The organism is Bacillus sp. X1(2014) (assembly GCF_007678255.1).
In genome coordinates this window covers 543,132-567,090 of the sequence record NZ_VEED01000002.1, presented here as the reverse complement: position 1 = coordinate 567,090, position 23,959 = coordinate 543,132, and the positions used below count along the sequence as shown (strand labels likewise).

At 38.0% G+C, this 23,959-nt stretch carries 23 protein-coding genes; 19 read left to right on the top strand and 4 right to left on the bottom strand.

What is annotated here, in order from left to right; translation table 11 throughout:
- The first annotated feature begins 2 nt into the window (after positions 1-2).
- The 11 genes from FS608_RS06710 to FS608_RS06660 all read left to right on the top strand — a co-directional run bounded on the left by FS608_RS06710 (position 3) and on the right by FS608_RS06660 (position 11,768).
- Positions 3-884, top strand: a complete 882-nt coding sequence (locus tag FS608_RS06710) for an alpha/beta fold hydrolase (RefSeq protein WP_144548461.1) — start codon at positions 3-5, stop codon at positions 882-884.
- Positions 885-917: 33 nt separating this feature from the next.
- Positions 918-2,087, top strand: coding sequence for an acyl-CoA dehydrogenase family protein (locus tag FS608_RS06705; protein WP_144548460.1), 1,170 nt, complete (start codon positions 918-920; stop codon positions 2,085-2,087).
- A 43-nt stretch (positions 2,088-2,130) separates the two neighbouring features.
- Positions 2,131-3,129 (top strand): VOC family protein, encoded by a 999-nt coding sequence (locus tag FS608_RS06700; protein ID WP_186328631.1) that lies wholly within the window; start codon positions 2,131-2,133, stop codon positions 3,127-3,129.
- 66 nt (positions 3,130-3,195) lie between these two features.
- Positions 3,196-3,675: a flavin reductase family protein gene (locus FS608_RS06695; RefSeq protein WP_144548459.1), complete on the top strand. Its 480-nt coding sequence runs from the start codon at positions 3,196-3,198 to the stop codon at positions 3,673-3,675.
- Between the two features lie 175 nt (positions 3,676-3,850).
- A complete protein-coding gene (locus FS608_RS06690; protein ID WP_144548458.1) occupies positions 3,851-4,852 on the top strand; it encodes a fumarylacetoacetate hydrolase family protein in 1,002 nt (333 codons plus the stop codon).
- A gap of 43 nt (positions 4,853-4,895) precedes the next feature.
- Positions 4,896-5,768: an FAD synthetase family protein gene (locus FS608_RS06685; RefSeq protein WP_144548457.1), complete on the top strand. Its 873-nt coding sequence runs from the start codon at positions 4,896-4,898 to the stop codon at positions 5,766-5,768.
- Between the two features lie 439 nt (positions 5,769-6,207).
- Complete coding sequence (locus FS608_RS06680) at positions 6,208-7,479, top strand: MFS transporter (protein ID WP_144548456.1); 1,272 nt, start codon at positions 6,208-6,210, stop codon at positions 7,477-7,479.
- A 458-nt stretch (positions 7,480-7,937) separates the two neighbouring features.
- Positions 7,938-8,966, top strand: a complete 1,029-nt coding sequence (locus FS608_RS06675; RefSeq protein ID WP_144548455.1) for a TRAP transporter substrate-binding protein — start codon at positions 7,938-7,940, stop codon at positions 8,964-8,966.
- 103 nt (positions 8,967-9,069) lie between these two features.
- Complete coding sequence (locus tag FS608_RS06670; RefSeq protein WP_144548454.1) at positions 9,070-9,534, top strand: TRAP transporter small permease; 465 nt, start codon at positions 9,070-9,072, stop codon at positions 9,532-9,534.
- Complete coding sequence (locus FS608_RS06665) at positions 9,531-10,832, top strand: TRAP transporter large permease (RefSeq protein ID WP_144548453.1); 1,302 nt, start codon at positions 9,531-9,533, stop codon at positions 10,830-10,832. Before FS608_RS06670 ends, FS608_RS06665 begins: the two co-directional genes overlap by 4 nt.
- 147 nt (positions 10,833-10,979) lie before the next feature.
- Entirely contained in the window at positions 10,980-11,768 is a 789-nt protein-coding gene (locus tag FS608_RS06660) for an IclR family transcriptional regulator (RefSeq protein ID WP_144548452.1), read from the top strand.
- A gap of 140 nt (positions 11,769-11,908) precedes the next feature.
- Here FS608_RS06660 and FS608_RS06655 read toward each other — a convergent pair whose 3' ends face one another.
- Complete coding sequence (locus FS608_RS06655) at positions 11,909-13,105, bottom strand: acyl-CoA dehydrogenase family protein (protein ID WP_144548451.1); 1,197 nt, start codon at positions 13,103-13,105, stop codon at positions 11,909-11,911.
- Between the two features lie 153 nt (positions 13,106-13,258).
- Positions 13,259-14,023 (bottom strand): IclR family transcriptional regulator, encoded by a 765-nt coding sequence (locus FS608_RS06650; RefSeq protein ID WP_144548450.1) that lies wholly within the window; start codon positions 14,021-14,023, stop codon positions 13,259-13,261.
- Positions 14,024-14,396: 373 nt separating this feature from the next.
- Here FS608_RS06650 and FS608_RS06645 point away from each other — a divergent pair, with 373 nt between their 5' ends.
- The 8 genes from FS608_RS06645 to fdhD all read left to right on the top strand — a co-directional run bounded on the left by FS608_RS06645 (position 14,397) and on the right by fdhD (position 22,916).
- Positions 14,397-15,284 (top strand): VOC family protein, encoded by an 888-nt coding sequence (locus tag FS608_RS06645; protein ID WP_186328630.1) that lies wholly within the window; start codon positions 14,397-14,399, stop codon positions 15,282-15,284.
- Positions 15,285-15,415: 131 nt separating this feature from the next.
- The gene (locus tag FS608_RS06640; RefSeq protein ID WP_144548448.1) at positions 15,416-16,291 is read left to right on the top strand and encodes an alpha/beta fold hydrolase; all 876 of its coding nucleotides are present in this window, start codon (positions 15,416-15,418) and stop codon (positions 16,289-16,291) included.
- Between the two features lie 36 nt (positions 16,292-16,327).
- Positions 16,328-16,462, top strand: a complete 135-nt coding sequence (locus FS608_RS06635) for a hypothetical protein (RefSeq protein ID WP_260871619.1) — start codon at positions 16,328-16,330, stop codon at positions 16,460-16,462.
- A 66-nt stretch (positions 16,463-16,528) separates the two neighbouring features.
- Entirely contained in the window at positions 16,529-18,004 is a 1,476-nt protein-coding gene (locus tag FS608_RS06630; RefSeq protein WP_144548447.1) for a 4-hydroxyphenylacetate 3-hydroxylase family protein, read from the top strand.
- 36 nt (positions 18,005-18,040) lie between these two features.
- Positions 18,041-18,865 (top strand): FAD synthetase family protein, encoded by an 825-nt coding sequence (locus FS608_RS06625; protein ID WP_144548446.1) that lies wholly within the window; start codon positions 18,041-18,043, stop codon positions 18,863-18,865.
- Between the two features lie 304 nt (positions 18,866-19,169).
- Entirely contained in the window at positions 19,170-19,535 is a 366-nt protein-coding gene (locus FS608_RS06620) for a Na-translocating system protein MpsC family protein (RefSeq protein ID WP_144548445.1), read from the top strand.
- Positions 19,536-19,705: 170 nt separating this feature from the next.
- On the top strand, positions 19,706-22,063 hold the full coding sequence (locus FS608_RS06615; RefSeq protein WP_144548637.1) for an FdhF/YdeP family oxidoreductase: 2,358 nt from the start codon (positions 19,706-19,708) through the stop codon (positions 22,061-22,063).
- Positions 22,064-22,094: 31 nt separating this feature from the next.
- A complete protein-coding gene (gene fdhD / locus FS608_RS06610) occupies positions 22,095-22,916 on the top strand; it encodes a formate dehydrogenase accessory sulfurtransferase FdhD (RefSeq protein ID WP_144548636.1) in 822 nt (273 codons plus the stop codon).
- Between the two features lie 82 nt (positions 22,917-22,998).
- Here fdhD and lspA read toward each other — a convergent pair whose 3' ends face one another.
- Both lspA and FS608_RS06600 read right to left on the bottom strand, forming a co-directional pair.
- The gene (gene lspA / locus FS608_RS06605; RefSeq protein WP_144548444.1) at positions 22,999-23,436 is read right to left on the bottom strand and encodes a signal peptidase II; all 438 of its coding nucleotides are present in this window, start codon (positions 23,434-23,436) and stop codon (positions 22,999-23,001) included.
- A 261-nt stretch (positions 23,437-23,697) separates the two neighbouring features.
- The gene (locus tag FS608_RS06600) at positions 23,698-23,931 is read right to left on the bottom strand and encodes a DUF1450 domain-containing protein (RefSeq protein WP_144548443.1); all 234 of its coding nucleotides are present in this window, start codon (positions 23,929-23,931) and stop codon (positions 23,698-23,700) included.
- Positions 23,932-23,959 lie beyond the last annotated feature (28 nt).

Here is a 23,959-nt window from a genome sequence, read left to right as displayed (position 1 = left end):
AAATGGTAAAACTTGGTGTTGATTTTTATGATGGCTGGGTGCTGGCAAATGGGGTTAAGACCCATTATTCATGGGCTGGAACAGAAGGACCTGCCGTGATTATGCTTCATGGAGCAGGACCAGGTGCTTCAGGTGCTGCAGGATGGCGCTATATGCTGCCGGCATTGGCAGAAGCAGGATTCCGGGCATTTGCTCCTGATCAGATATCGATGGGATATACAGATACACGTCCACATGCTTGGCCAACTAGAGGTCACCAGAGCTTAGTCGATCACATAAAAGATTTCATGGACGCACTTTGTTTGGACGAAGCATACTTGATTGGAAATTCGCAAGGGGCTTACCTAGCAGCAAAATTGGCAATTGATCATCCAGATCGAGTAAAGAAAGTGATTTTAATAGGAAGTAATACGATTTATCAAGCGATGCAGCCTGAACCGGATCCGAGTAGAACAAAATCATTTTTAGAGGTAATCGGATACGATTACACGGAAGAAGCGATGAGAAGATTTCTTACTTCCAATAGTTACCTAAGAAACTCAGCTTCCGTATCAGAAGAATTAATTCAATACCGCCATCATGCAACGACTCGAGAAGGGTACAAGGAATCTAACGAGGCATTTGATAAATATCTAAAGCAGATGAATAACGATCTTAAGTTATGGGATCGCTATTGCATTAAGGATTCGTTGCCGAATCTAAAAGTACCTACAAAGTTCCTATGGGGTAAAGATGACACATTAGCTCCAATTGAAAGGGCTTACAAGCTAGAGGAAATGCTTCCAAATATTGAATTTACCTATATTGAAGATTGCGGACATCAGTGCCAAACCGATCAGCCTGAACTTGTTAATCAATTTACGATAGACTTTTTCAAGGAATAACCCTTAGTTAAATTTTTGGGAAGGTGTGATGACATGTTAGATGTAGTTAAGAAGAATGATTTATATGAAGAAATTATTGCAAAAGCAATAAAAATCGGGGAGATTGCTGAAGCCGAAGCATTACAAGCTGATAAAAATGCAACGGTTTCAGAGAACGTGGTCAATGTAATGAGAGAAGAACAAATTCACAGGTTACTCCTTCCACAGGAATATGGCTTTCCCCAAATCGACTGGACGACATATGTCGATTTTGTAAGAACGGTCGGAAATTATAATTTATCAAGTGCATGGCTTGCCTGTTTTTTCAGCTTGCATAATGCTTGGGTTTCTTATCTCCCAAAACCATTACGTGATGAAGTGGTTTCACAAGGTGGTTTTGTTGCCGATGTATTTGCACCGGTCGGGAAAGTGGAAGAAGTCGATGGCGGTTATTTAATCTCTGGTAAATACAAATTTGTAAGCGGTATCTCCTATAGTGACTGGGTTGGGGTCGGTGCCTTTATGCAATTTGATGACTCCGACATAGAAGAACGTGTTGGGATCTGTCTAAAGGTTTCCGATTGTACGATTATCAAGGACTGGGATTCAATGGGATTGCGCGGTTCAGGCAGTCATATGCTGATTGTTGATAACGTGTTTGTAAAACGCGAAGCGATTTTACGATTCCATAAAATCGCAGCATGCAGCCAGCCGCCTGAAGCAGACTATGATTCAAATTATTTATACTATGACACTCCTTTTTATCCAGGATTCTATGTTGGTTTTGCAGCAATGGCAATTGGCGGTGCAGAACGGATATTAGAAGAGTTTAAGAAACATACGGCCGGTCGGATTCGTTTTACAGGAGTAAAAGAAAAAGAGTCTCCTACAAGTCAACGGGTTCTTGCTGAGTTAAGTTTGGAAATGGATCATGCCAGATTAATGATGAAAGAGTATATTGCCATGATGGAAAAAGACAAAGGCGGTCCTTATGAAGGGGCTAAATATAAGGCCATGAGGGCATCCATTATCGATAAATGTGTTCAAATTGGGGTGAAATGCTTATTAACTCTTGGCGGCCATGCTCTTTTAAAAGGGCACCCTGTTGAAATGTTCACTCGTGATTTAATCGCTGTGGGCACACATATTACTTCATTATATGAAGATGGAATTGACGGCTATGGAAGACATTTATTTGGATTTGAAACCAATATACAAGGATAAAGTTGAAGTTCAATTTAAGTATGGATAAAGGTGGGAAAGGGTAATGGAAAAATTTATATATGCACCAGAAATAGCAAAATTAGGGCATGTTGCATTGGTATCAGAAGATTTGGAAAAATCCCTTTGGTTTTTCAAAGATGTCATCGGTTTAGAAGAAACTCGTGAAGTCGGTGGTACACACTATTTACGTGCCTGGGGGGATTTTGAACATCATACACTCTCGATTACAGCTGGAGAAACTTCTTATGTAGACCATATTGCATTTAAAACAAAAAGACGAGAAGATTTAGGCCATTTTGCTCAATTATTACAAGATGCCGGTACAGTTGTGAACTGGATTTCTGCTGGTGAGGAAGTCGGCCAAGGAGAAGCCATTCGTTTCCAATTACCTAGTGGCCATCAGTTAGAATTATATTTCGATATGGAGAAACCTGGAATTGAAAAAAGCCGGAAAGCAACTCTTAAAAACCAGCCATATAAAGCCTGGAGAAAAGGATTGTCTCCACGACGAATCGACCATGTTAACCTCTTAACCAATATGGATAATCAATTAATTACCAATTATCTGCATGAAAAGCTTGGATTTAAATTAAGGGAATATCTTGTAGATCCAGATAACAAACAAGTGGCTGGTTGGATGAGCGTAACCCCTCTTGTTCATGATATTGCAGTAATGTCTAATCCAAAAGCTGCTTCTTCTGCGGAATTGCACCATATGGCATACTGGCTGGATAACGCACAGGATGTCTTACGTGCTGCCGATATTTTATGTGAATATGAGATCGAATTCATTGGTCCTGGAAAACACGGTATCTCCCAAGCGATGTTTATCTATGTGTTGGATCCAGGAAGCGGTATGAGAGTAGAAATATTCTCAAATGGCTATTTGATTTTCGAACCTGATTGGGAACCGATTGGCTGGAGCTGGGATGAATATCTTAAATACGGATCCACTTATTGGGGAGATAGAACGAGAAATAGAGAAAGTGAACGGACGATTAGAGTTGGTGCGCTTGAACTAGATGCAGGGGTAAGAAATTAATAGTTGTAAAATAAGGAAGTCAAAACTATTGAAACATAAGTAGATTAATAGATTGGAGGTTTTAAAATGGATGATCGTCAATTTCGCACCGCTATGGGGAAATTTGCTACCGGTGTTACCGTCATTGCCACAGATGTAGAAGGTGATGTGCATGGCATGACTGCCAATGCTTTCATGTCAGTATCTCTAAGCCCAAAGCTGGTTGTTATCTCGATTGGTGAGAAAGCTAAAATTCTAGAGAAAATTAAACAAAGCCAATCATTTTCAGTGAATATTCTAGCAGCGGACCAGCAAGAGCTTTCGATGATTTTCGCAGGACAAATAAAAGAGCCACGTGAAGTAGTCTTCGACCGTCTTGACGGAAAGCCGGTTTTATCTGGTGCTGTGGCCCAGATTGCCTGTGAAGTTTCTGCCGAACATATGGAAGGTGACCACACATTATTTATCGGCCGTGTTACGGATATTCATTTAGAGGATGCTGAGCCTCTCATTTTTTACAGCGGGCGTTATCGTGCATTAATGGAAGAAAAGGCTGTTGTAAGATAAAATAGTGCAAGGTTTGTTGGATAAAAGTTATTTTGAAATGCAAAGTGATTGTAACTTCCCGTAAGACTTGCTGAAAAGTAAATAACACTCGTTTAAAAGATGGAGACTCCTTGTATGAAAGTGTAAGGAGTCTTTCCAATAACTAATGTACTTTACGTTGAAAGGAGTCAAAAAGATGGGGATAAAAGTCGTACGATTTGAAAGAGGGCAAAAAGAGCAATGGGGGGTTGTGTCAGGTGATCGGATTCTCGTACTAAGAGATTCATATAACACCTTGGCCGATTTTTTGAAAAATGGAAAAGAAGAAGCTGAAAGGTTGAATACAGCTGGTGATGCTGAAACAATTCCCTTAAATAGTGTGAATATCTTAAGTCCAGTTACACAACCGGCAAGAATTATTTGTCAGGGGGTAAATTATTCTACTCATCGCACGGAGACTGGGGTGGAAGCAGCAAAACCGCCATTTAACATGATATTTACTAAAGCGGATAGTTCTCTGTGCGGGGCCAATAGTGAAATTATTCGTCCAGAACACGTTAAATTGTTGGATTATGAAATTGAACTTGGGCTCGTAATCGGAGCGGATATCTCAGAACCTTTAGTAGTAATGGATGATAATCTTCATCAATATATTGCTGGACTTGTGATTGTCAATGATGTTTCAGCACGGGATGTTCAACTGCCTCAAGGACAATGGTTAAAAGGAAAAAGCTATCGGACATTTTGTCCCACCGGCCCGTTTCTGTACCTGCTTGACAAAGAAGAGCTGCCACTCATTCACGACTTGCAGCTAGATCTTTGGGTCAATGAAGAACTGAGGCAATCGGCAAACTCCAGCCAGCTACTTTATAAACCTGCCGAAACAATATCCGAGCTTTCAGAAGTTTTTGATTTGTCTATAGGGGATTTAATTGTTACTGGTACTGGTGGAGGTGTAGCTTTGAACCTAACACCAGAGGTTAATGCGATGCTTTCAAATTTGTCAATCCCTTATCAGCAAAAGCTGGAAACACTGGTGGAAAAGCAATTGGAGGGTAACAAATACCTCAAGGATGGTGATGTCGTCAGCTGTCAAATAAAAAGTGCAAATGGCGTTATTGATCTTGGTAAGCAAAAAAATAAAGTGGTGAATAGCCAGGAAAAAAACATTAAAGCAAAGGAAACTAGTTTTGTATAAAGGGAACATCTACTGCCTATAGAATGGGTGGAAAGGGGCAGCAATGGAAACAATCTACTTAAACAGAGACAATTTGATGGAATGGCAGGAAAAAGCAAAACCAAGTGTAGTGGCTTTAGGTTTTTTTGACGGAATTCACTTAGGGCATAGGGAAGTAATTAAAACGGCTGCACAAATTGCCAAAAGGAAAAAGCTCCCTCTTTCCGTAATGAGTTTCTATCCGCATCCAAAAACCGTTATATCTAATGGAAAAAAACAGGTATCTTATTTAATGCCGCTTTCTAAAAAAGAAGAGAGATTTCGGGAGCTAGGAGTAGATACATTTTATCTTGTTCAATTTGATAAACAATTTTCTTCTCTTCTACCTGTTGAATTTGTCTCCCAATATTTATTGAATCTTGGTGTTGTCCATGTCGTGGCTGGTTTTGATTTTTCATACGGCTATATGGGTACGGGTCATATTGATCGGTTAAAAAGCGATTCTAATGGGAGAATTGGTGTAACGAAAGTTGGAAAAATGGATTATAAAGGAGAAAAAATTAGTTCTACTTGTATTCGGGAAAGATTGCTAAGTGGGAATATTGAGGAATTACCATTTCTACTAGGCCGTCCATATGAACTGGAAGGTGAATGGGATGGGGAGAGATTAACGACCCAACCCCATTATACTCTCCCAGCACCAGGTTCATATATTGTCACATTGAAACATAAAAGGAGTTCTATCCAAACAGAAGTAACTATTATAGAAGAGGGTGATGGCCGATCTGTAAGATTAACAAGAAGAATTCCGCAACATATGGCAGGGAATCTTTCAATCGTTTGGCACCATCGTCTTCAAGAAGCAAGTTTATTTGAAATGGCCGTTCGTACTGGCGTGTCGGATATTGGTTCTAGGGTGCCGGTGTTACGGTTATAATGTCCCTAAAAAACATCTTCAATTGAAAAGGCGCAACAATTCTATCAATAGTTATAGATATTAACTATTAACACTATAGATAACTTTGTATTGTAGGTTGGTAAATAGAATAATAGAATAAGTTTATGCGGAATATTCCGAATACTAAAAGCTAAAAACTACTTTCAAATGAAATGGGATCAATTCGCAGGGAAATAGTATTTTTGGATTAGGATCAGTTTCTATACTAAAAATGTAAGGGTTTACATTGTTAAAAAATAAGAAAGTGTGGTGAGTTAGTGAAACAGGTCCAACAATTGAAAGATAATCTTCAGCAGTTGGTAACCTTTGAAGGAGCTCCAAAGATTGCGAATGGTCCACCTGGTGTTTCGAATTGATTCAATGGAAAGGGTTAATTTGATTAGAGGAAATTTAGGTTTTTATATTGGGGAGGGTTTTTATGCGTTGGTTAGTATTAGGAATGATTTTTATTCTTTATTTAGTAAACTATGCCGATAAAGCAATACTAGGATTAGCCGCAGAACCAATAATGAAAGAATTGCATTTAAATTTCGAGCAATTCGGAGCAGTTGGCAGCAGTTTTTATTTTACTTACGCCATAGGCAGTATTCTATTAGCAAGCTTGACCTATCGTTTTAAGACAAAGTTTTTACTTATTGTGATTGCATTGGGCTGGACCGTCTCTTTAACATCCGCCTATTTTGTTCATAGTGTTACCGGACTAATCATTATTCGTGTCATGCTGGGATTCTTTGAGGGAGGTACTTATGGGCTAGCCATCACACATCTGGCTAAATGGTTTGCCGCAGGAACACGCGGTACTGTTTACGCGATCATGGGGTCTGGTGTCATCTTTGGCTCCTATTTAACTGCTCCCGTTTTAGTTCCGTTCATCCTATCTTATGGCTGGCGGCATTCATTTGCCCTGCTTGGTGTCCTTAGCTTGGTTTGGGCTATTGTTTTCTTATTTTTCAGAGAACAACCTAAGAAACCGCTGGAGATTAATTCTTCTTCACCAGAAGCCAAATCTGACGCTAAATTTAAGGACATTGGAAAAATTATTTTCAATCCATTCGTTCTTTCTGTATTTTTTGCAAGCTTCATTTCCATGTGGATTAACGCCTGGGTAGCAGTTTGGGCGCCAACTTACTTAACAAAGATTGTCGGGCTCGAGCCAAAAGTGATGGGACTAGCATTTGCCGGTATTGGGATTACGGCTGCAATTATTTCTATCATTGTCGGAAAGGTTACAGACAGTTCCTTCAAAAAGACAAATAACTTAAATAAATCGTATGTGAAAAGTATCGTAACTGCTTTAGCTATTGGCGCGATTGGTTTTGGACTCACAACAATGGTCCAAGCTCCAGTCATGGCAATTATATTCCTGACCATCGGATTATCGATGAATAATTGTATTGTTCCGTTTTGCTCTAGTATTTACACTTCTATTGCACCGCACAAATTGGTGGGTACAATATCAGGGATTGCTCTCGCAATCAGTAGTGTAGCAGGGATCATCTCCCCAATTTTTACAGGGTATTTGGTTGGTATTGCTGGGAAAAACCTTCGTGCTGGCTTTAATAATGGTGTTTGGGCAGTAGTTGTTATCTATGTTTTGGGCGCCATCTTCTTAGTGATAGCGGGCATGCGGAAGAAAAAAATTGAGGGAAATGTTACACAACTTGTAAATGAAGAACCAATCAGAAGTTAAGTTTCATCAATGTCAAAGCCCTAATTCCTTATTTATAAAGGAGTTGGGGCTTTTTATTTCATTAATAGAAATTTAAATATTATAATTTTCCGAAAATTATAATATTTAAATTGACAAATACAGCAATATGATCTTTAATATTATTAAAAGCGTTTTCATATTTAGTATGTTATTTTTTTACCTTTCAATTTTTGTTCATATATTGAACATTTATTTCACTATATGAAGTTACGTTCTAAAATATTGAAAAAGATTAATTAGAAGTAAAAAATTTCAAATTAAATCGTTTTGTTCTAATAGTGAACATTATGTTCAGTAAATGAAAGATGCGATGATTAACTCTAACCTACTGAAGCAATAATTTGCCTTTAAAAGCATCAGCCTTTGAAAAGTGCTTATAGGCTTAATTATAAAAAAAGATTCGAATAAAAAATAAAAATTTGAAGGGAGAAGGTTCAATGAAATTAAAAAAGTTAAAGAATTTACTTCTAGTAATCCCAATTATGGCTGCAATTATCATTGCAACTGCATGTGGGAATGAGAAAACCTCAGGTGACGCAAGTGAAAAGGGAGCTAAAAAAGAAAAAGTAGTCTTGAAGTTTGGACATGTAGCCCCTAGTACTGGTCCAATTGGCGAACCAGCACTTGCATTTAAAGATGAAGTGGAAAAATCCTCAAATGGGAATGTGGAAGTTGAAGTCTATGAAGGTGGACAGCTTGGAGGATTAAGAGAACTAACTGAACAAATAGAAATGGGATCATTGGAAATGGGAATCCTATCCGTTGCTAATTTATCTAGTTACGCTCCGGAATTAAGTGTGCTGGATATGCCATATCTTTTTAAAGACCGAGAACAAGTATATAAAAATCTTGATGGCGAATTTGGTAAAACATTGGGGGAAAAGTTAGAAGAAAAAGCTGGAATAAAGATTTTAGGTTTTTGGGAATATGGCTTTGGAACCGTTGGTAGTTCAAAAGCAATTAAATCTCCTGCTGATATGAAGGGTCTTGCATTAAGACTACAACCAAGTGCCATTCTTACGGAAACTTTTGGTGCATTAGGAGTGGAATCGGCAACAGTTGATTCTTTAGAATTAAACACTGCTATACAACAGGGAGTCATTGATGGATCTATGTACTACTATAATGCTTGTACAGATACGAAGTGTTACGAGGTAGTAGATTATTTTACTGAAACCAACCAATCCTATGGTGCTATTGCCTTGGTTATTAATAAAAAGATTTTTGACTCCTTAGATAAGGAAACACAAGATCTTATTGTGGAAATGGGCAAGAAGTATACAAAATTACAGCGTGATATGAACATGAAAAAGGAAATAGAATCTAAAGAATTTATGAAAGAACATGGCACGAAAATCATAGAGAACAAACAAATCGATAATGATGCATTCAAAAAAGCGGTTGCCCCTGTGTATAAAAAATATGAAAAGCAATATAAAGATATTTTAGATTTGTTGGTAGAATAGTGATTTCTATATATATAGCGGGAAGATTTTATTTCCCGCTTATTTTAATAGAAGGATGGTGTGATTATTGTTGTGGCGGAATTTTGTTAACGGATTAAATATAATGACAAAAAACTTCACTTCGTTACTGCTGGCAGGGATGGTAATTTTAGTATTTATGCAAATCCTTTTACGTGAATTAATCGGTACATCCTTTAACTGGATATCTGACATTTCAAAGTATTCTATGATTTGGGTCATTTTTTTAGGTTCCTCCTATGCTTTCCAGCATGGAGCGCATGTTGCGGTAGATACATTACTGGATAAGGTTTCTGTCAAAGGTAAAAAATTGTTATTTGTACTCGTGTTAATAACGAGCAGCATTTTTTTAATCACATTCGTTTATACAGGGCTCGAACTTGTAAGCTCCACATTTTTACAAATCTCCCCAAATATAAATATTCCAATGGCGTATATCTATTTGGTTATTCCAATAAGTGGTGTGTTGATGTTGATAAACTTATTTGATGTCATCATTCGATTCTTGAAAACAGGGATTGGCATAGAGGAAGGTGGGGCAGATTTATGACATTTATAGTTGTTGGGATCTTAATGGTTGTTTTTGCGATTGGAGTTCCAATTGCCTTTTCTATGGGCTTTACGACAGTAATTGCTAGTATTCTCTCAGATATACCATTATCAAGGCTGCCCCAATCAATGTTTAGTTCTTTAGATTCTTTTACACTAATGGCTCTTCCTTTTTTTATTATGGCTGGTAAAATAATGGAATTAGGCGGAATTTCTCAAAGATTAATTGGATTTATTAATAGCTTTTTAGGACAAATGAGGGGTGGCTTAGCCATTGTTTCAATCGTCGCTTGTATGTTATTTGGTGCCATATCTGGTTCAGCCATCGCAACAGTGGTTGCCATTGGTTCCATCACCATTCCTGCGATGATAAAAGCAGGGTATGACCGGAATTTTGCTGCAACATTAATGGCTCACAGTGGTATTACAGGTGGAATCATTCCTCCCAGCTTAGGTCTTCTCATTTATGGGGTTGCTGCAGGAACATCTGTAGGAGCATTATTTATTGCAAGTATTGTTCCTGGAATTTTGATTGGAATATCTTTAGCTGTAGTGGCTTATGCCATGTGTGTAATGAATGGTTATGGAAATACGGCAATGATTGCTGAAACAGCTGCGACAGCTGAAAAAGTGAATCCGAAAGAGATTTTTGTAGCCTTTAAAGATTCCATTTTGGCTTTATTAATGCCAATAATCGTATTAGGTGGAATCTATGGAGGTTATTTTACGCCAACAGAAGCTGCTGTTATTGCCGTTGTTTATGGCTTAATCATTGGGAAATTCATATATAAAGAGATTAATTTCGCGGTCTTAAAAGAAATATTACAATCCACCGTAGTAACTACTGCGAGTATAGGTCTCATCATGGCTACATCAGCCTATTTCTCCATTTGGCTTGTACTAGAAAGAATTCCACATTCCTTGGCAGAATGGTTTGCAAATGCGAATTTATCTCCAATAGTTACCATATTATTGATCAATCTCTTTTTGCTCCTATTGGGTACTTTTATGGAGGCCCCTGCAGCAACGATTATTACGGTTCCAATACTGTTACCGCTTGTAACTGGAATGGGAGTGGACCCAATCCATTTTGGTATCATCATGTTGGTAAATTTATCAATTGGAGGACTAACACCGCCAGTCGGATTATTATTATTTGTAGCTGCTAAAATTGGTAACACAAAATTCGAACGACTATTAAAACCAGGAATTCCGTTTTTTATTATATTAATTGTTGACTTAATTCTGATAACTTTCTTACCTCAAATTACAGTTGGCATTTCTGGTAAGTCGCTATAAATAATGGGAAAAATAACGATTTTACTAGCATAATTTTTCATTACTAATAGAATCAGCTTGTATTAGTCATCCTATATTTACTATAATAAACATAAACTTCTATATTTTCTTACAGGAAAATGTGTTATTCGTTGAGAGGGATGTTGTATGGACAAGGATCCTTATTTATTACAAACTTTATCCAATGGTATAGATGTTATTTATGCATTTGAAGATGAAGATCAACCATTGTCGGCAAATGAAATAGGCGAAAGGATTCATTTGAACCGTACTACTTTATTCAGGCTGTTATATACGTTACGACATAAAGGAATCCTTGATTTAGATGAAGAAACAGGGAAATATCGGCTGGGATTGAAGCTTGTTCAACTTTCTGCGCTGGTCTTACAAAGAGTAGGCATCAAAGAAATTGTGAGACCTTATCTGGAAGAGTTAAGAGATAAACTGAACGAAAATATTCTTCTTCTCGTATTAGGCGAACAATCTGCTATCATGATTGACAAATTTGAAGCTAAGGAAACGATGTTTGCTACTGCATATGTGGGTAAAGTGGTACCGCTTTATTGTACGCCTTCTGGCAAAGTTTTTTTGAGTTTCCAAAGTGAAGATTATCTTAAACGTTATTTTAAAAATGTTCCGCTTAAAAAGTTTACAGATAATACGATTACAGATAAGAAGGAATTAATCAACCAGCTGCAGCTTACGAAAGAACGCGGCTATGGTTTCGATGATGAAGAAGCAGAAGAAGGACTAGTAGGTTTTGCTGCACCTATAGTAGATTCAAAAGGTTCTATTATTGCATCTGTCAGTGTAGGCGGACCAAGAAGTAGAATATTCAGGAAAAAGGAAGAGATTCTTAAAGAATTATTAAGTACGACTGAAAAGATCTCCAAAAACTTGTATTTCAATGCCGGTGTTTCATCCAAATTATTTTAAAGAATGATACATTTTAAGAATAAAGGCTGTCTCTAAAGGGAATAAAACCGATTAGAGACAGCCTTTTTTGGTTTTGGTGCCCAGCCGTTCATGATAAAAAATAATCCCAAGTGATTGGAGTTCACTTGGGATTGAGTTCGTTAAATTAGCGCATCCGGATGTAAATCTAACCCACTTTTCAAGCGGCCGTAGTTTTCTTTGAAGCTTGTAGGTGAAATGGATCGATGCACGTATAAGGTTGAAAAGTCTCGGAAAATCCGCTGGAAAGGATCTCTGTTATATACGTAAGAGCCGCCTGAAGACTCTAGAAGGATATCGATGGCTTCCTTACATTGCTGATTCGCATAACCAATATCTGCAGCACATCTCATCCTTGTTTCGACATCCATAAATTCACCGCTGTTCGCCCATTCATCAAGGGTATCTGCTGCACGATAATAATGCATTTTAGCTGTGTCAATTTTCAATGAGGCTTCCCCAACTTGTAAATGGGTAATGACCGCATCTTTTTGATTTTTAACCCCTAGATTTATGACTTTTCTATATGGCAGTTTTTCTAAAAATGTATCTAATGCCGCTTGTGCAATACCTAATCCTGGAAGACCTAAAGATAAATGTAGGGCAGGAGCCAAAGCTGTATTATATAGTGGAATATCTCTTAGATGTGGGGAATCAAACTGACCTTGGGTTGTTTTCGTAAAGGATACCACGCGATGGTCTGGAACAAAAACGTCTGTTGCTTTAACACTGTTACTTCCGGTACCACATAAACCTAATGTAAACCAATCATCAATGATCTCTAATTCAGCAAACGGAATAGTAATTAAGGCTAAATCGGTTTCTTTTCCTTGTTCGTCAACAATAGGCATTCCAAAATAACCCCATGTGGCATGCAGCGAGCCGGAGCAGAACATCCAATGGCCTTCCTTAATGATGTATCCGCTTTCAACTCGTTCGACAATACATTTTCTCGGTCTGAAAACACCAGCAAAGACAACATCATCCATTGAGTTGAAGATTTCTTGATGTGTTTTTTCGGAAAATGATTCGGCGATCATTAGATCTCGAATATTACAAAGCGATAAAATCCAGCCGGTGGAAGCACAGCCGCGAGAAATTTCCACAATCACATCTGAAAACGTACGCATGTTTGTTTCCAGCCCGCCATACATTTTGGGACGAAGTAATGTAAAAAGATCCATTTTTTTTAACTCTGTAATCGATTCTTCAGGAATTCTTCGAATTTCATCTGTCACTGGTCCACGATCTCTTAAAACTTTGACTAAGGAACGAGCTTTCTCAACAAGTAGTTCATTGCTTTCAATTGTACTAACCATGAATTAGCCACCTCACAATGTGATTTATATAACTCAAAAATTGTTTCATAGTGTTATTTTAATCTCGAATTATCTAAAATGTCAAACAATTCTTTAAATTAAAATATAAAAAAATCTCCACCGATTTTTCGATGAAGATGAAGAAAAAGAAAATTATATAAATTTCAGCGATACTTGGCTTGCACAGTCCGTGACCTGTGTAACTAATTTAGAAAGCGGATAATCCATGATTAACTGACGTGGTCCTACAGCTGTTATGACAGCTACGATTCCGTCCTGTGCATTTCTGATGGCTGCTGATACTGCCAATGCGTTTAGATTGGACTCATTGTCATCAATCGCATAACCTTGTTCTTTGACTTTTTTAAGTTCATTCAGAAATTCCTCGTTATCTGCAATCGAAAAGTTCGTATATTTCTTTAACGGGTAAAGGGCTAAAACTTCTTGGACGGTTTGCTCATCGAGATCTGCCATAAATATTTTTCCGGCTGAACTATAATGAAGATCCCTTGATCTGCCGACTGTCGTGGAATATTGAAGGGAAATAAAGCTTTCAGATTTATCAATAAAGAGTAAACGATCTTCTTCTTTCACCGTGAGGTTAACAGAAAATCCTGTTTTTTGATTAAGATCGACAATAAATGGTCTGGCTATAGGGATTATTTTTGAACGTTCTAAAACAATGGCACCATATTCCAACATTTTGATCCCAAGGCAATAGGTTAAATCTTCTGGATTATAATAAATGAATTTATAAGATTCTAATGTGCAGAGAAGACGATAGGTTGTTGATTTAGGAATATTGGCCATTTTCGAAATTTCGTTGATGGTTAAGAATTGTTTCCCATAAGAAAAACAATTTAATAATTTAATAGCTTTATCAATAGATTTTGTAGGCTTCATGTTGACGTCTCTCATGAGAGTCACCTCTTATTAAGAATTATCTGAATCATAATGTGAATTATACAGGACAAAAATGCTATATGACAAGGTTATTCCCTCAGGTTATCAAAGTTCAAAAGGAAAAAATGGAAAAAATTAAAATATATTCAATTGAATTTATTGAAAATTTAAATAAATACGATATACTAAGGAGTATAAGCAATTTGTAAATATAGTTTTGTTCTTATAGTGAACAATTATTTCGATAAGTGAACAACACTTGCATTTCAAAGACTAAAAGAAAGGTTAAATACGTTTCCTTTGTCGTGCAGCGAATGGAATGAATGTAAACGTGTTCAATAGGCAAAAAGCTGTATTTAACGGTTCTAAAACAAAGGAGGAGAATCGAATGAGATTGATAAGACGTCTCTTATATCTCGATTTGTATTCAACTGACCCCAAAGAATCAGCAGATTTTTTTCGTGAAATGTTTGACTGGGAAATTTCAGAAGGAGAAGAAGGACAGCTCTATGTTTCTGTAGACAAATACCATCATCGTCTTGCTTTTTATCCAGCTGATGAGCCAGGGATAAGAACGATTACCTGGGAAGTTTTCAATCGGATGGATTACTTAAAAATTGCGAAGCGTTTGGAGGAAACCAATACAGACTTTACTATTTTATCCCCAGAAGAATCTAAAAGCAGACAAGTGAAACAATGTTTATACTTCTATGATCCTGCCGGTTATCGAGTGGAGATTGCTTATGGTCCGTATGTAACACAGCCGCAATTAAAAAATAGGGGCATTATTGATGTTATGGATATGGTCCATGTCACACTGGCAGTCAAAGAAGAGAAGTTTAAAAGAAATGTAGAGTTTTATGAGGAAGTACTAGGATTCCATATTTCCGATTGGGTAGGGGATAAAATCGTATTTACCCGCTGCAGTGAAAATCATCATAATCTAGCGATGTCAGCGGTTGAAGAGGTAACTAGAAGTTTCCGTCACGTCATGTTTGAAGTGGAGACAATCGATGATCTGATGAAGATGTATTATCGAGCAAAACAATTAAATAAAGATGTTCGTGGTCCAAACCGGCACGGTAACTGTAAAACAATGGAGATTTATACGCGAATTCCAGGATTAGAAGGTGATGTGGAAATTGGCTATGGACATACAAAAATTCCAAATGATGCTGAGTGGGAAGTAGTGGTATATCCATTGAATCAACAAGAATTTGTTGAGTTTGTAGAATACTGGAGTCACCCTAAATTTCAAAGTAAAACATTGGTCTAAAGGAAAACATGACTCTAAAGATCTTGACTATGGTTCTTCATAAATCAAAAGTAACATTAATACAAATATAAAAGGGTAAACTGTTCATTTAGTGAACATTTTGTTCATAAAAAGAAAAGAGGGAACAAGAATTGAATTTAGGAAATGGCATATACGATGGATGGGTACTAGCAAACGGAATACGAACACACTATGCTTGGTCAGGAACAGAAGGACCTGCAGTCATTCTATTGCATGGCGGCGGGCCGGGCTCTTCAGGATATGCCGGCTGGAGATACATGCTCCCATTTCTAGCCGAAGAAGGATTTCGTGCGATAGCACTGGACCAGCTTTCCATGGGATGGACAGACGCTAGACCACATGCTTGGCCAACCAAAGGACATCAAAGCCTTGTAGATCATGTACGAGATTTTATTGATGCCTTATGTCTGGATGAAGTCTACCTAATCGGTAATTCACAGGGTGCCTACGTTGCTGCCAAATATGCAATTGAACATCCGGAACGAGTCAAAAAGTTGGTATATATAGGAAGTGCTACATTGGCTCATTCCCTAGGGGTTGAACTTCCTGAATTAAAGAAAGATCAAATTTTCCAAAAGATGAGACCGTATGACTATACAGAAGAAGGTATGCGCAATTTCTTGGAAGCAATTAGTTATGATAAATCCAGGGTAACAGACGAATTAGTTAGCTATCGATATGAAGCTTCCATTCTACCTGGCATAAAAGAATCAGCGGCTGCTTTTATCAAATACCAAGAAAAAATGCGTCGAGAACCAAAACTCTGGGACCGATTCAGCATAGAGGATTCCCTACCAAAACTAAAAATCCCTGGAAAATTTATTTGGGGAAAGCATGATACATTTGCACCTGTTGAAATGGGATATGCATTGGAAAAGATTCTTCCAAATATAGAATTTGAATATATAGATGAGTGCGGACATCAATGCCAAACAGATCAGCCAGAAATCGTTAATAAATTGGTATGTGACTTTTTTAAGAATTAGGCTGTGTTAAGGGTTAATGTTAATTTTGACACACTGTTGATTGGAGTGGAAGGCACGAAGACTCCTGCGGGAGTACGGGGCAGGGGAGACCCCGCAGGAGCGCAGCGACGAGGAGGCTCCCCGGACCGCCCGCGGAAAGCGAAGTGCCTGGAGCGGAAATCAACAGGCTAGTTTAACACAGCCAACAATTAAAAATACTAATCTAATAACAAATATATAAAAGAAAGGACGGGTTAAATGGCTGCTATTAAAGGAAATGATTACATTGGAAGGTTGAAAAAAAATCCGCCGGAAACATGGATTGGCAATGAATTAGTAAAGGACCCGACAACCCATCCAGTTATTGCGCCTGTTGTCCGTTCTACAGCAAACATATACGATCTACAATGGGATCCCTCGTTAAGAGACCATATGTTATATACAGAACCAACAACGGGTGAATTGACAGGTTCTCAGTTTATGATTCCGAGATCGATAGACGATTTAAAGACTAGAAGAAAAATGCACAGAACATGGGCCGAAACATCCTATGGCTACATGGGAAGATCAACTGATTTTATGAGTGCTATGTTATTAGGATGGTATATTAATGCAGATTATTTTGGTGAATTTGCAGATAATGTGCGAAATTATTATAAGTATATTCGGGATAATGATTTATCTTTAACACATGTATTAATTAATCCACAGGTAGATCGTACCCAGCCTGCATCTAAACAACCGGACGAATTTACTTATTTAGGGGTTGTAAGAGAAACAGAAGAAGGGATTATTGTCCGTGGAGCTAAAATGCTTGCAACAGCCGGTCCTTATACAGATGAAGTACTAATATTCCCGTTACTTCCCCTTCCGCAGGCGCACCAAAAGCCAGTAGAGGAAGAACAAAAATATGCAATTTCCTTTGCTATTCCAATGTCAACACCTGGATTAAAGTGTATCGCAAGGGAACCATATGCTATCAATGCTAAAATGGATAATCCTCTATCCAGTCAGTTTGATGAACTTGATGGAGTGCTCATTTTTGATGATGTATTAGTCCCTTGGGAGCGGGTTTTTATCTATAAGGATATCCATCAAGTAGCAGGTATTCGCGGTTTTAGTACCTATTATACTGGACACCAGACTTCAACAAGATTATTAACGAAACTTCAATTTGTGGCTGGTGTGGCAATGAAAGCAACCGAAATGGTAAAAACAAATCAATTCCCACATGTTGCGGACATGATCGGGGAGATTACCACTTATATTGAATTAACGAAAGCAGCGCTTGAAGCTTCCGAAGCAAATGCGTTACAAACAAAAGATGGTTTCTACTATCCTGATTTTAAGCCTCTTAATGCGATCAGAAATTCCGGCAATAGATGGTATCCAAGAGTAAGAGAGATTTTACAGTTGATTTTAGCAGGCGGGTTAATGTACCAGCCAGCATCTATGAATATAATGGATAGTCCTTTGAAGGAACTTATTCAAAAGTATTATAGAGGTGCGGATGTGAATGCAGAAGAAAAAATGCAAATCTACAAAATTGCAGCGGACATTGCAGTATCCGCTTTCGGTTCCCGTCATGAGTTATATGAAAGATATTACGCGGGTGATCCATTATTCTTAAGAGTAGAAACACAATATAGAAATTACGATAAAACAGAATGTTTATTGCTAGTAGAAAAATTGTTCAAGGATTTGGATGTAAAACTATCAAAAACGTTAGTATAAAACGTCAAGCATAATCAGAAAAAGAAAGGTGATAGCATGGAAACCATCTATTTAAACCGTCAAAATTTGGCCGAATGGCAGCAAAAAGCTAAATCGAATGTCATGGCACTTGGTTTTTTTGATGGCATACACCTTGGACATCAAGAAGTGATAAGGACCGCTTTCCAAAAAGCAAGGGAAAAAAGAACGCCACTTTCGGTTATGAGCTTTTTTCCACATCCTAAATTTGTTTTATCAAATGGTAAAAAGAAAGTAGATTATTTAACACCTATATCAATGAAAGAAAAAGTACTTTCATCCCTTGGGGTGGATACATTTTACATTGTCAAATTTGATCAGGAGTTCTCCATGCTCTCACCAGAACAATTCGTGGAAACCTATTTAATGGGATTGGGTGTGATCCATGCTGTTGCTGGTTTTGATTTTACATACGGCATAAGAGGATTGGGGAATATGGATGTTCTAATTAGGGATTTCAGTTCACTTATTGATGTAACAAAAGTTCCTAAAGTAGAGTTTCAGGGAGAGAAAATAAGTTCTACACTCATTCGAGAAAAATTATTGAATGGAGATGTAGCAGTTCTTCCTGAATATCTGGGAAGTTATTATGAAGTGGAATGTGAATGGGATGGTATACGTCTTAGGCCAATGCCGTACTTTACACTTCCTAGTCAAGGCAAGTATGACATTACGATTAAGCATAATGGAAAGTTGACTCCGGCAGGGATCATGGTAGTGCAAGAAAATGGCCATCCATTTCTTCAATTTGTTACGAAGATAGATGAGAACATTCGAGGTAAAATATCTATTATATGGCGTGAACGAACGACCATAACCGCTTATTCTAAAATATTTGCTTGAGGAGATTTGGGGAAGAAAAATTTAAATCTAAAGGAAAACCTTCATTGATTAGGAAACGATACGAGCCATCAACTACTAGTTATTATTAATCTAGTAGTTGATGGCATATTTGTTGTAAGTTCTGGCTACAGTTGGATATAGTTCCTAAGTCATTATAGAAAAAATAAAGGGTGGAACAAACTTTTTTCTTCATTAAGAGTCAAAAACAATGGTTTTTCTTTTTATTCCGTTATATAGTATACTTATAGAATAAACAACATTAACACTGTGATAACATTGAGTAAAAACAAGTGAGTTGAGTCATGTGAATAAATATGAAGCAGAATTTAGTAATATTGTTCGCGCCTATAGAAAACGTCATATGGGTAAAGGCCCTAGTCAAGTTCGAACAAAGTTTTGTAAGAACTGGGCAATTTGTGAATTAGAGGGAAATTTATCTCCTATAGAAAAATTTATTGCTTCAGCTGAAGATGGGAAACAAATGTTACGATCTGCTCGTACTGAAATGGTCAAGGAGATTTATAAAAAAAACTATCCTCAGGAAATGGAAGAATTACTTGGTGTAAAATTCATTCGTGTCTTTGTGGATATTGATATTGAAGACGACATGGGGATGTCAATCTTCGTGTTTGATCAAGATATCGAAGAAAAGTTTAACTTAAAAAGTTAATTTCAATGGAAACATTATTTAACTACATATTGTTGGCACTTGACAGCGACCCTGTTAAAGACTAACCACCTAGAGCTATTTGTCCGTTTTAACGGATGAATATTATCTTAGGTGGTTTTTTATTGAAAAAAATAGTAATTGCAATAGACATGATTGAGGAGGAAATGAAAATGGGGAAAACGCAACATCCAGGACCACAAAAAAAGGCAAAGTTACCTGCTCCTAAATACTGGGTAAGCCCGATTCCATTTGGATTAGGAAAGATTAAACCGCAGCATATCCGCGATACGATGAAAATCGCTTGGGAAAATAAAGATAATATCGGCTATGCCACACGGATTATTACGAAAGGGGTTTGTGACGGTTGTGCACTTGGTGTGTCAGGGTTATATGACCAAACATTGGATGGACCACACGTTTGCACCACACGTTTGAATGTGCTTCGCCTTAATACAATGCCTGCGATTCCACCTGAAATTCTGCATGCAGACATTGATCAGCTAAGGAAATATGATAGCACTGAACTTCGTAAGCTGGGTCGGATCCCTTATCCAATGATTCGACGTAAAGGGGAACGTAAATTTTCACGGATTACATGGGATGACGCAATAGATCTCATTGCAGAAAAAATGAAGAAGTTGGATCCGAAACAATATGCATTCTATTTAACCGCTCGAGGAATTACAAACGAAAGCTATTATGTTGCAGCGAAAGTCGCACGGTTTCTTGGGACGAATCATATTGATAACGCTTCCCGTATTTGTCACGCTCCAAGTAAAACAGCTTTAAAACGTTCCATTGGTGTGGGAGCTTCAACATCCAATTATCTAGATTGGATTGGAACAGATGTCTTATTGTTTTGGGGAAGTGTCGCTTCGAACTCATCACCTGTATCTTCAAAATATATGCTTGAAGCAAAGAAAAAAGGGACCAAAATCATTGTGGTTAACCCATATCGTGAACCAGCTATGGATCAGTATTGGATTCCGTCAAACCCAGAGTCCGCCTTATTCGGAACAAAAATTGCTGATGATTTCTATCAAGTCAACATCGGTGGGGATATAGCTTTTATGCATGGGATCATGAAGCATTGGTTTGATATGGAAGAAAAAGCATATGGTTCAGCGATTAACCATGAATTCGTAGAGGAACATGTAAACGGTTACGAAGAACTGAAGAAAAAAGTCCAAGAACAATCTTGGAAAGATATCATCGAGTCTTCAGGCGTTTCAAAAGAAAGAATCATAGAATTAGCTGAACTTCTAGCAAACAGCAAAAATGCAGTTTATGCGTGGGCGCTTGGCCTGACAATGCACTCCTTTGCAACTGACAATATCTCTCAAGTCGCAAACCTGGCACTCCTGCGTGGACACTTAGGGCGAAAGCACGCTGGTCTTATGCCGTTCCGTGGACACTCGAGTGTGCAAGGCAGCGGAGAAATGGGGGCAGACCCGTTTGTTTTACCTGGAGGAGGCTGGGACGAAAAAAATGCAGAACGAATTGAAAAGCTTTGGGGATTTGACTTGCCAAAGTGGCAGGGTGATATCGTTGGCGTCACACTAGAAAACATTGTTCTTCCAGAAGATCATGAGCGGAAAGTGAAATTATATTACCTTTCTGGTGGTAATTTCTTAGAAACGATGCCAGACCCTGATTTTATTGAAGAAGCCTTATCCGAACTGGAGATTCGGGTCCATCAAGATATTATTTTAAACACATCAACATTAGTCGATGCGAAAGAAGCCGTCATCGTGTTACCGGCGAAAACGCGTTATGAGCAAGAAGGAGGGGGCACAAGTACATCCACCGAACGGATGGTTTACTTCTCTCCTGAAATTACAGGTAACAAGAACATGATTGAAGAGGCACGGACAGAATGGAAGATTTATCTGGATCTTGCGAAGCGTGTGAAACCAGAAACAGCCCAATTGGTTGATTTTGCAGACGGTCAAGCCATACGTGTGGAAATTGCCAAGGCAAATCCTGATTACGACGGCATCCAGCATTTGAAAAAGCAAGGAGACGTGTTCCAGTGGGGCGGCGCTTGGTTATGTGAAGATGGAATTTGTCCAACTCCGGATGGCAGAGGTACCTTAATTCCGGTTGATATTCCTGATTTAAATAAAAAGCCTGAACAATTTATTATTACATCCCGCCGTGGCAAGCAGTTTAACTCGATGGTATATAAAGAAGTCGATCCGTTAAACGGTGCAGGTCGTTATGATGTATTAATGAGTCCTGTGGATGGACAAAAATTAAGCATTGCTGAAGGCGAAGGAATTGTTGTTTATAATGGCTTTGGCGTCTTCCAAGGTACGGCTAAGTTTGTTGATATTGCGCAAGGAAATTTAGAAGTTCATTTCCCAGAAGGGAACTACTTGCTGCCGCGCGGACGTTATGAGAAATTTGCAGGCATTCCGGATTACAACATCACCGTTAATGTGGAAAAAGCAGAGCGATATCATGCACGGAAAGATACCCAATATCTTGAAAAGCCGATTGCTGATCTTGAAACAGAAGTTGGTTAAGGGGAAAAAATCATGGAAAGGGGCACGGAATTTGTTTAAGGAAATTACTACTTCTCAAAATATTGTCAAGTACAATGGACATAACTTCATAGAGGAAGAGGATGACATTGCAGTCGAATCTGCCCTAACAATTATTTTAGATGGAACGGAGTTTGCCACCATTGTATGTACCCCTTCTGAATTGAAAGAATTGGTGGTTGGCTTTCTAGCCTCAGAAGGTGTCATTCGAGTCTATCAAGATATTCACTCAATCCATATTGATGAAGAAAAGGGTTTTGCTTATGTAGATCTTGTGAATAAACATTCGCTCCAAAAAGATTTCCATTCTAAGAGATTTATTGGTTCTTGTTGTGGAAAGGGACGGCAATTTTACTTTCATAACGATGTTAAGACAGCTAAAACGGTGATGACAACAATGACGCTTACACCGGAACAGTGTCGGGAGTTAATGAAGCAAATGCAGGAAAGTTCTTCACATTTTCGACAGACAGGTGGGGTCCATAATGCAGCCTTATGTACGAAGGATGGAATTGTGGCGGCAAGAACAGATATCGGTCGACATAATGCCCTTGATAAACTATTTGGCTATTGCTTGATTAACCGAATACCTCTAAAAGATAAAATCATAGCTTTCAGTGGCCGAATTTCATCCGAGGTGTTACTAAAAGCAGCCAAAATTGGTGTAGGGATTATTCTTTCAAAATCTGCCCCTACCAATCTTGCAATAAATTTAGCAGATGAACTTGGAATTACAGCAGTTGGCTTTATCCGATCTAACGGTTTTAATGTTTATACCCATCAGGAGCGCATTCAAGGCATTGAATACAATCGTTCATCATCATCCTTTTTATAGGGAGTCTAAATAAATTGAAAATGCTTTTATAGATTAGCTTTTATTGATTATAGAGAGGGACCAAGTTATCTTTTGGTCCTCTTTAGTGTTTATTTTTCAACCAGCTAACGACTCCGTAAATAAGAAGCAGGAACACCCCGATCTCAATAGCATGGTCGGCCAAGTTAAGGATGCCGCCAGAGCGAATGATAAAATCTGTTACCTGTCCAAACAAAAGTCGATCAATACCATTTCCAATTGCTCCTCCGACTAGGAATCCTAAACTACTATCAATAAGTGCACCCTTCATTTCTTCGGTCCTCCGATAATATAAAACACCTATCACAAACAACACACCCAAAACTCCGAAGAGCCGTGCATGGCCTTGAAATAAACCTCTTGCCATCCCACTATTTTCGATATGTGTAAGTGGAATTCCCCATAATGTAAATGTCTGATTGATGTCAATGTAGGCCCGAATTAAATATTTAGAAAGCTGGTCTAGCACAATAACAAGTATTGCAAACACATAAAATAGCATATATAGTCCTACTTTCTTCCAAAATTGCTTACATCCTAATCATGAGTATAATTGAAAGCGTAATTCTATTCTATTATGAAGCTCTTATTCGTATATTTCATGGTACTCCTATAAACTGTCTCATTTTTCCTCACTATTTCAACCTCTATTTGGTAATCAAAATCTTATTCAACACTACTGAACTGTCCAACGTGAAAAGACCCAAGTGCATTAATCCGCACTTGGGTGTGATTTTGGTCGCGTTGGCTTTTTGGGGCTTACTTAAATCGGTTTAACAGTTTGAAGGATCTTATTTATCAAGCTTTCAGCATCATCAGCCTCGATGGTTGTTAATTGAATACGGCAAAACGGCCTTACTCTACATTCTAAACACCTTCTAAAACAGTCTACAATTCTAACATCTACGTCATTATGATCATGCAGGCGAAGAAGCTCAATGACTTTGTCCGCATCGGTAACTTTAATGTTTCGCTCACAAAACTTAGCCACTCTCATTCTGTTTTTCCTCTTTTATTGAATACTT

Excerpts from the sequence above, each read along its gene's own strand:
- FS608_RS06710 (WP_144548461.1), top strand. The coding sequence starts at position 3 with ATGGTAAAACTTGGTGTTGATTTTTATGATGGCTGGGTGCTGGCAAAT.
- FS608_RS06705 (WP_144548460.1), top strand. The coding sequence starts at position 918 with ATGTTAGATGTAGTTAAGAAGAATGATTTATATGAAGAAATTATTGCA.
- FS608_RS06700 (WP_186328631.1), top strand. The coding sequence starts at position 2,131 with ATGGAAAAATTTATATATGCACCAGAAATAGCAAAATTAGGGCATGTT.
- FS608_RS06695 (WP_144548459.1), top strand. The coding sequence starts at position 3,196 with ATGGATGATCGTCAATTTCGCACCGCTATGGGGAAATTTGCTACCGGT.
- FS608_RS06690 (WP_144548458.1), top strand. The coding sequence starts at position 3,851 with ATGGGGATAAAAGTCGTACGATTTGAAAGAGGGCAAAAAGAGCAATGG.
- FS608_RS06685 (WP_144548457.1), top strand. The coding sequence starts at position 4,896 with ATGGAAACAATCTACTTAAACAGAGACAATTTGATGGAATGGCAGGAA.
- FS608_RS06680 (WP_144548456.1), top strand. The coding sequence starts at position 6,208 with ATGCGTTGGTTAGTATTAGGAATGATTTTTATTCTTTATTTAGTAAAC.
- FS608_RS06675 (WP_144548455.1), top strand. The coding sequence starts at position 7,938 with ATGAAATTAAAAAAGTTAAAGAATTTACTTCTAGTAATCCCAATTATG.
- FS608_RS06670 (WP_144548454.1), top strand. The coding sequence starts at position 9,070 with ATGACAAAAAACTTCACTTCGTTACTGCTGGCAGGGATGGTAATTTTA.
- FS608_RS06665 (WP_144548453.1), top strand. The coding sequence starts at position 9,531 with ATGACATTTATAGTTGTTGGGATCTTAATGGTTGTTTTTGCGATTGGA.
- FS608_RS06660 (WP_144548452.1), top strand. The coding sequence starts at position 10,980 with ATGGACAAGGATCCTTATTTATTACAAACTTTATCCAATGGTATAGAT.
- FS608_RS06655 (WP_144548451.1), bottom strand. The coding sequence starts at position 13,105 with ATGGTTAGTACAATTGAAAGCAATGAACTACTTGTTGAGAAAGCTCGT.
- FS608_RS06650 (WP_144548450.1), bottom strand. The coding sequence starts at position 14,023 with ATGAGAGACGTCAACATGAAGCCTACAAAATCTATTGATAAAGCTATT.
- FS608_RS06645 (WP_186328630.1), top strand. The coding sequence starts at position 14,397 with ATGAGATTGATAAGACGTCTCTTATATCTCGATTTGTATTCAACTGAC.
- FS608_RS06630 (WP_144548447.1), top strand. The coding sequence starts at position 16,529 with ATGGCTGCTATTAAAGGAAATGATTACATTGGAAGGTTGAAAAAAAAT.
- FS608_RS06625 (WP_144548446.1), top strand. The coding sequence starts at position 18,041 with ATGGAAACCATCTATTTAAACCGTCAAAATTTGGCCGAATGGCAGCAA.
- FS608_RS06615 (WP_144548637.1), top strand. The coding sequence starts at position 19,706 with ATGGGGAAAACGCAACATCCAGGACCACAAAAAAAGGCAAAGTTACCT.
- lspA (WP_144548444.1), bottom strand. The coding sequence starts at position 23,436 with ATGCTATTTTATGTGTTTGCAATACTTGTTATTGTGCTAGACCAGCTT.
- FS608_RS06600 (WP_144548443.1), bottom strand. The coding sequence starts at position 23,931 with ATGAGAGTGGCTAAGTTTTGTGAGCGAAACATTAAAGTTACCGATGCG.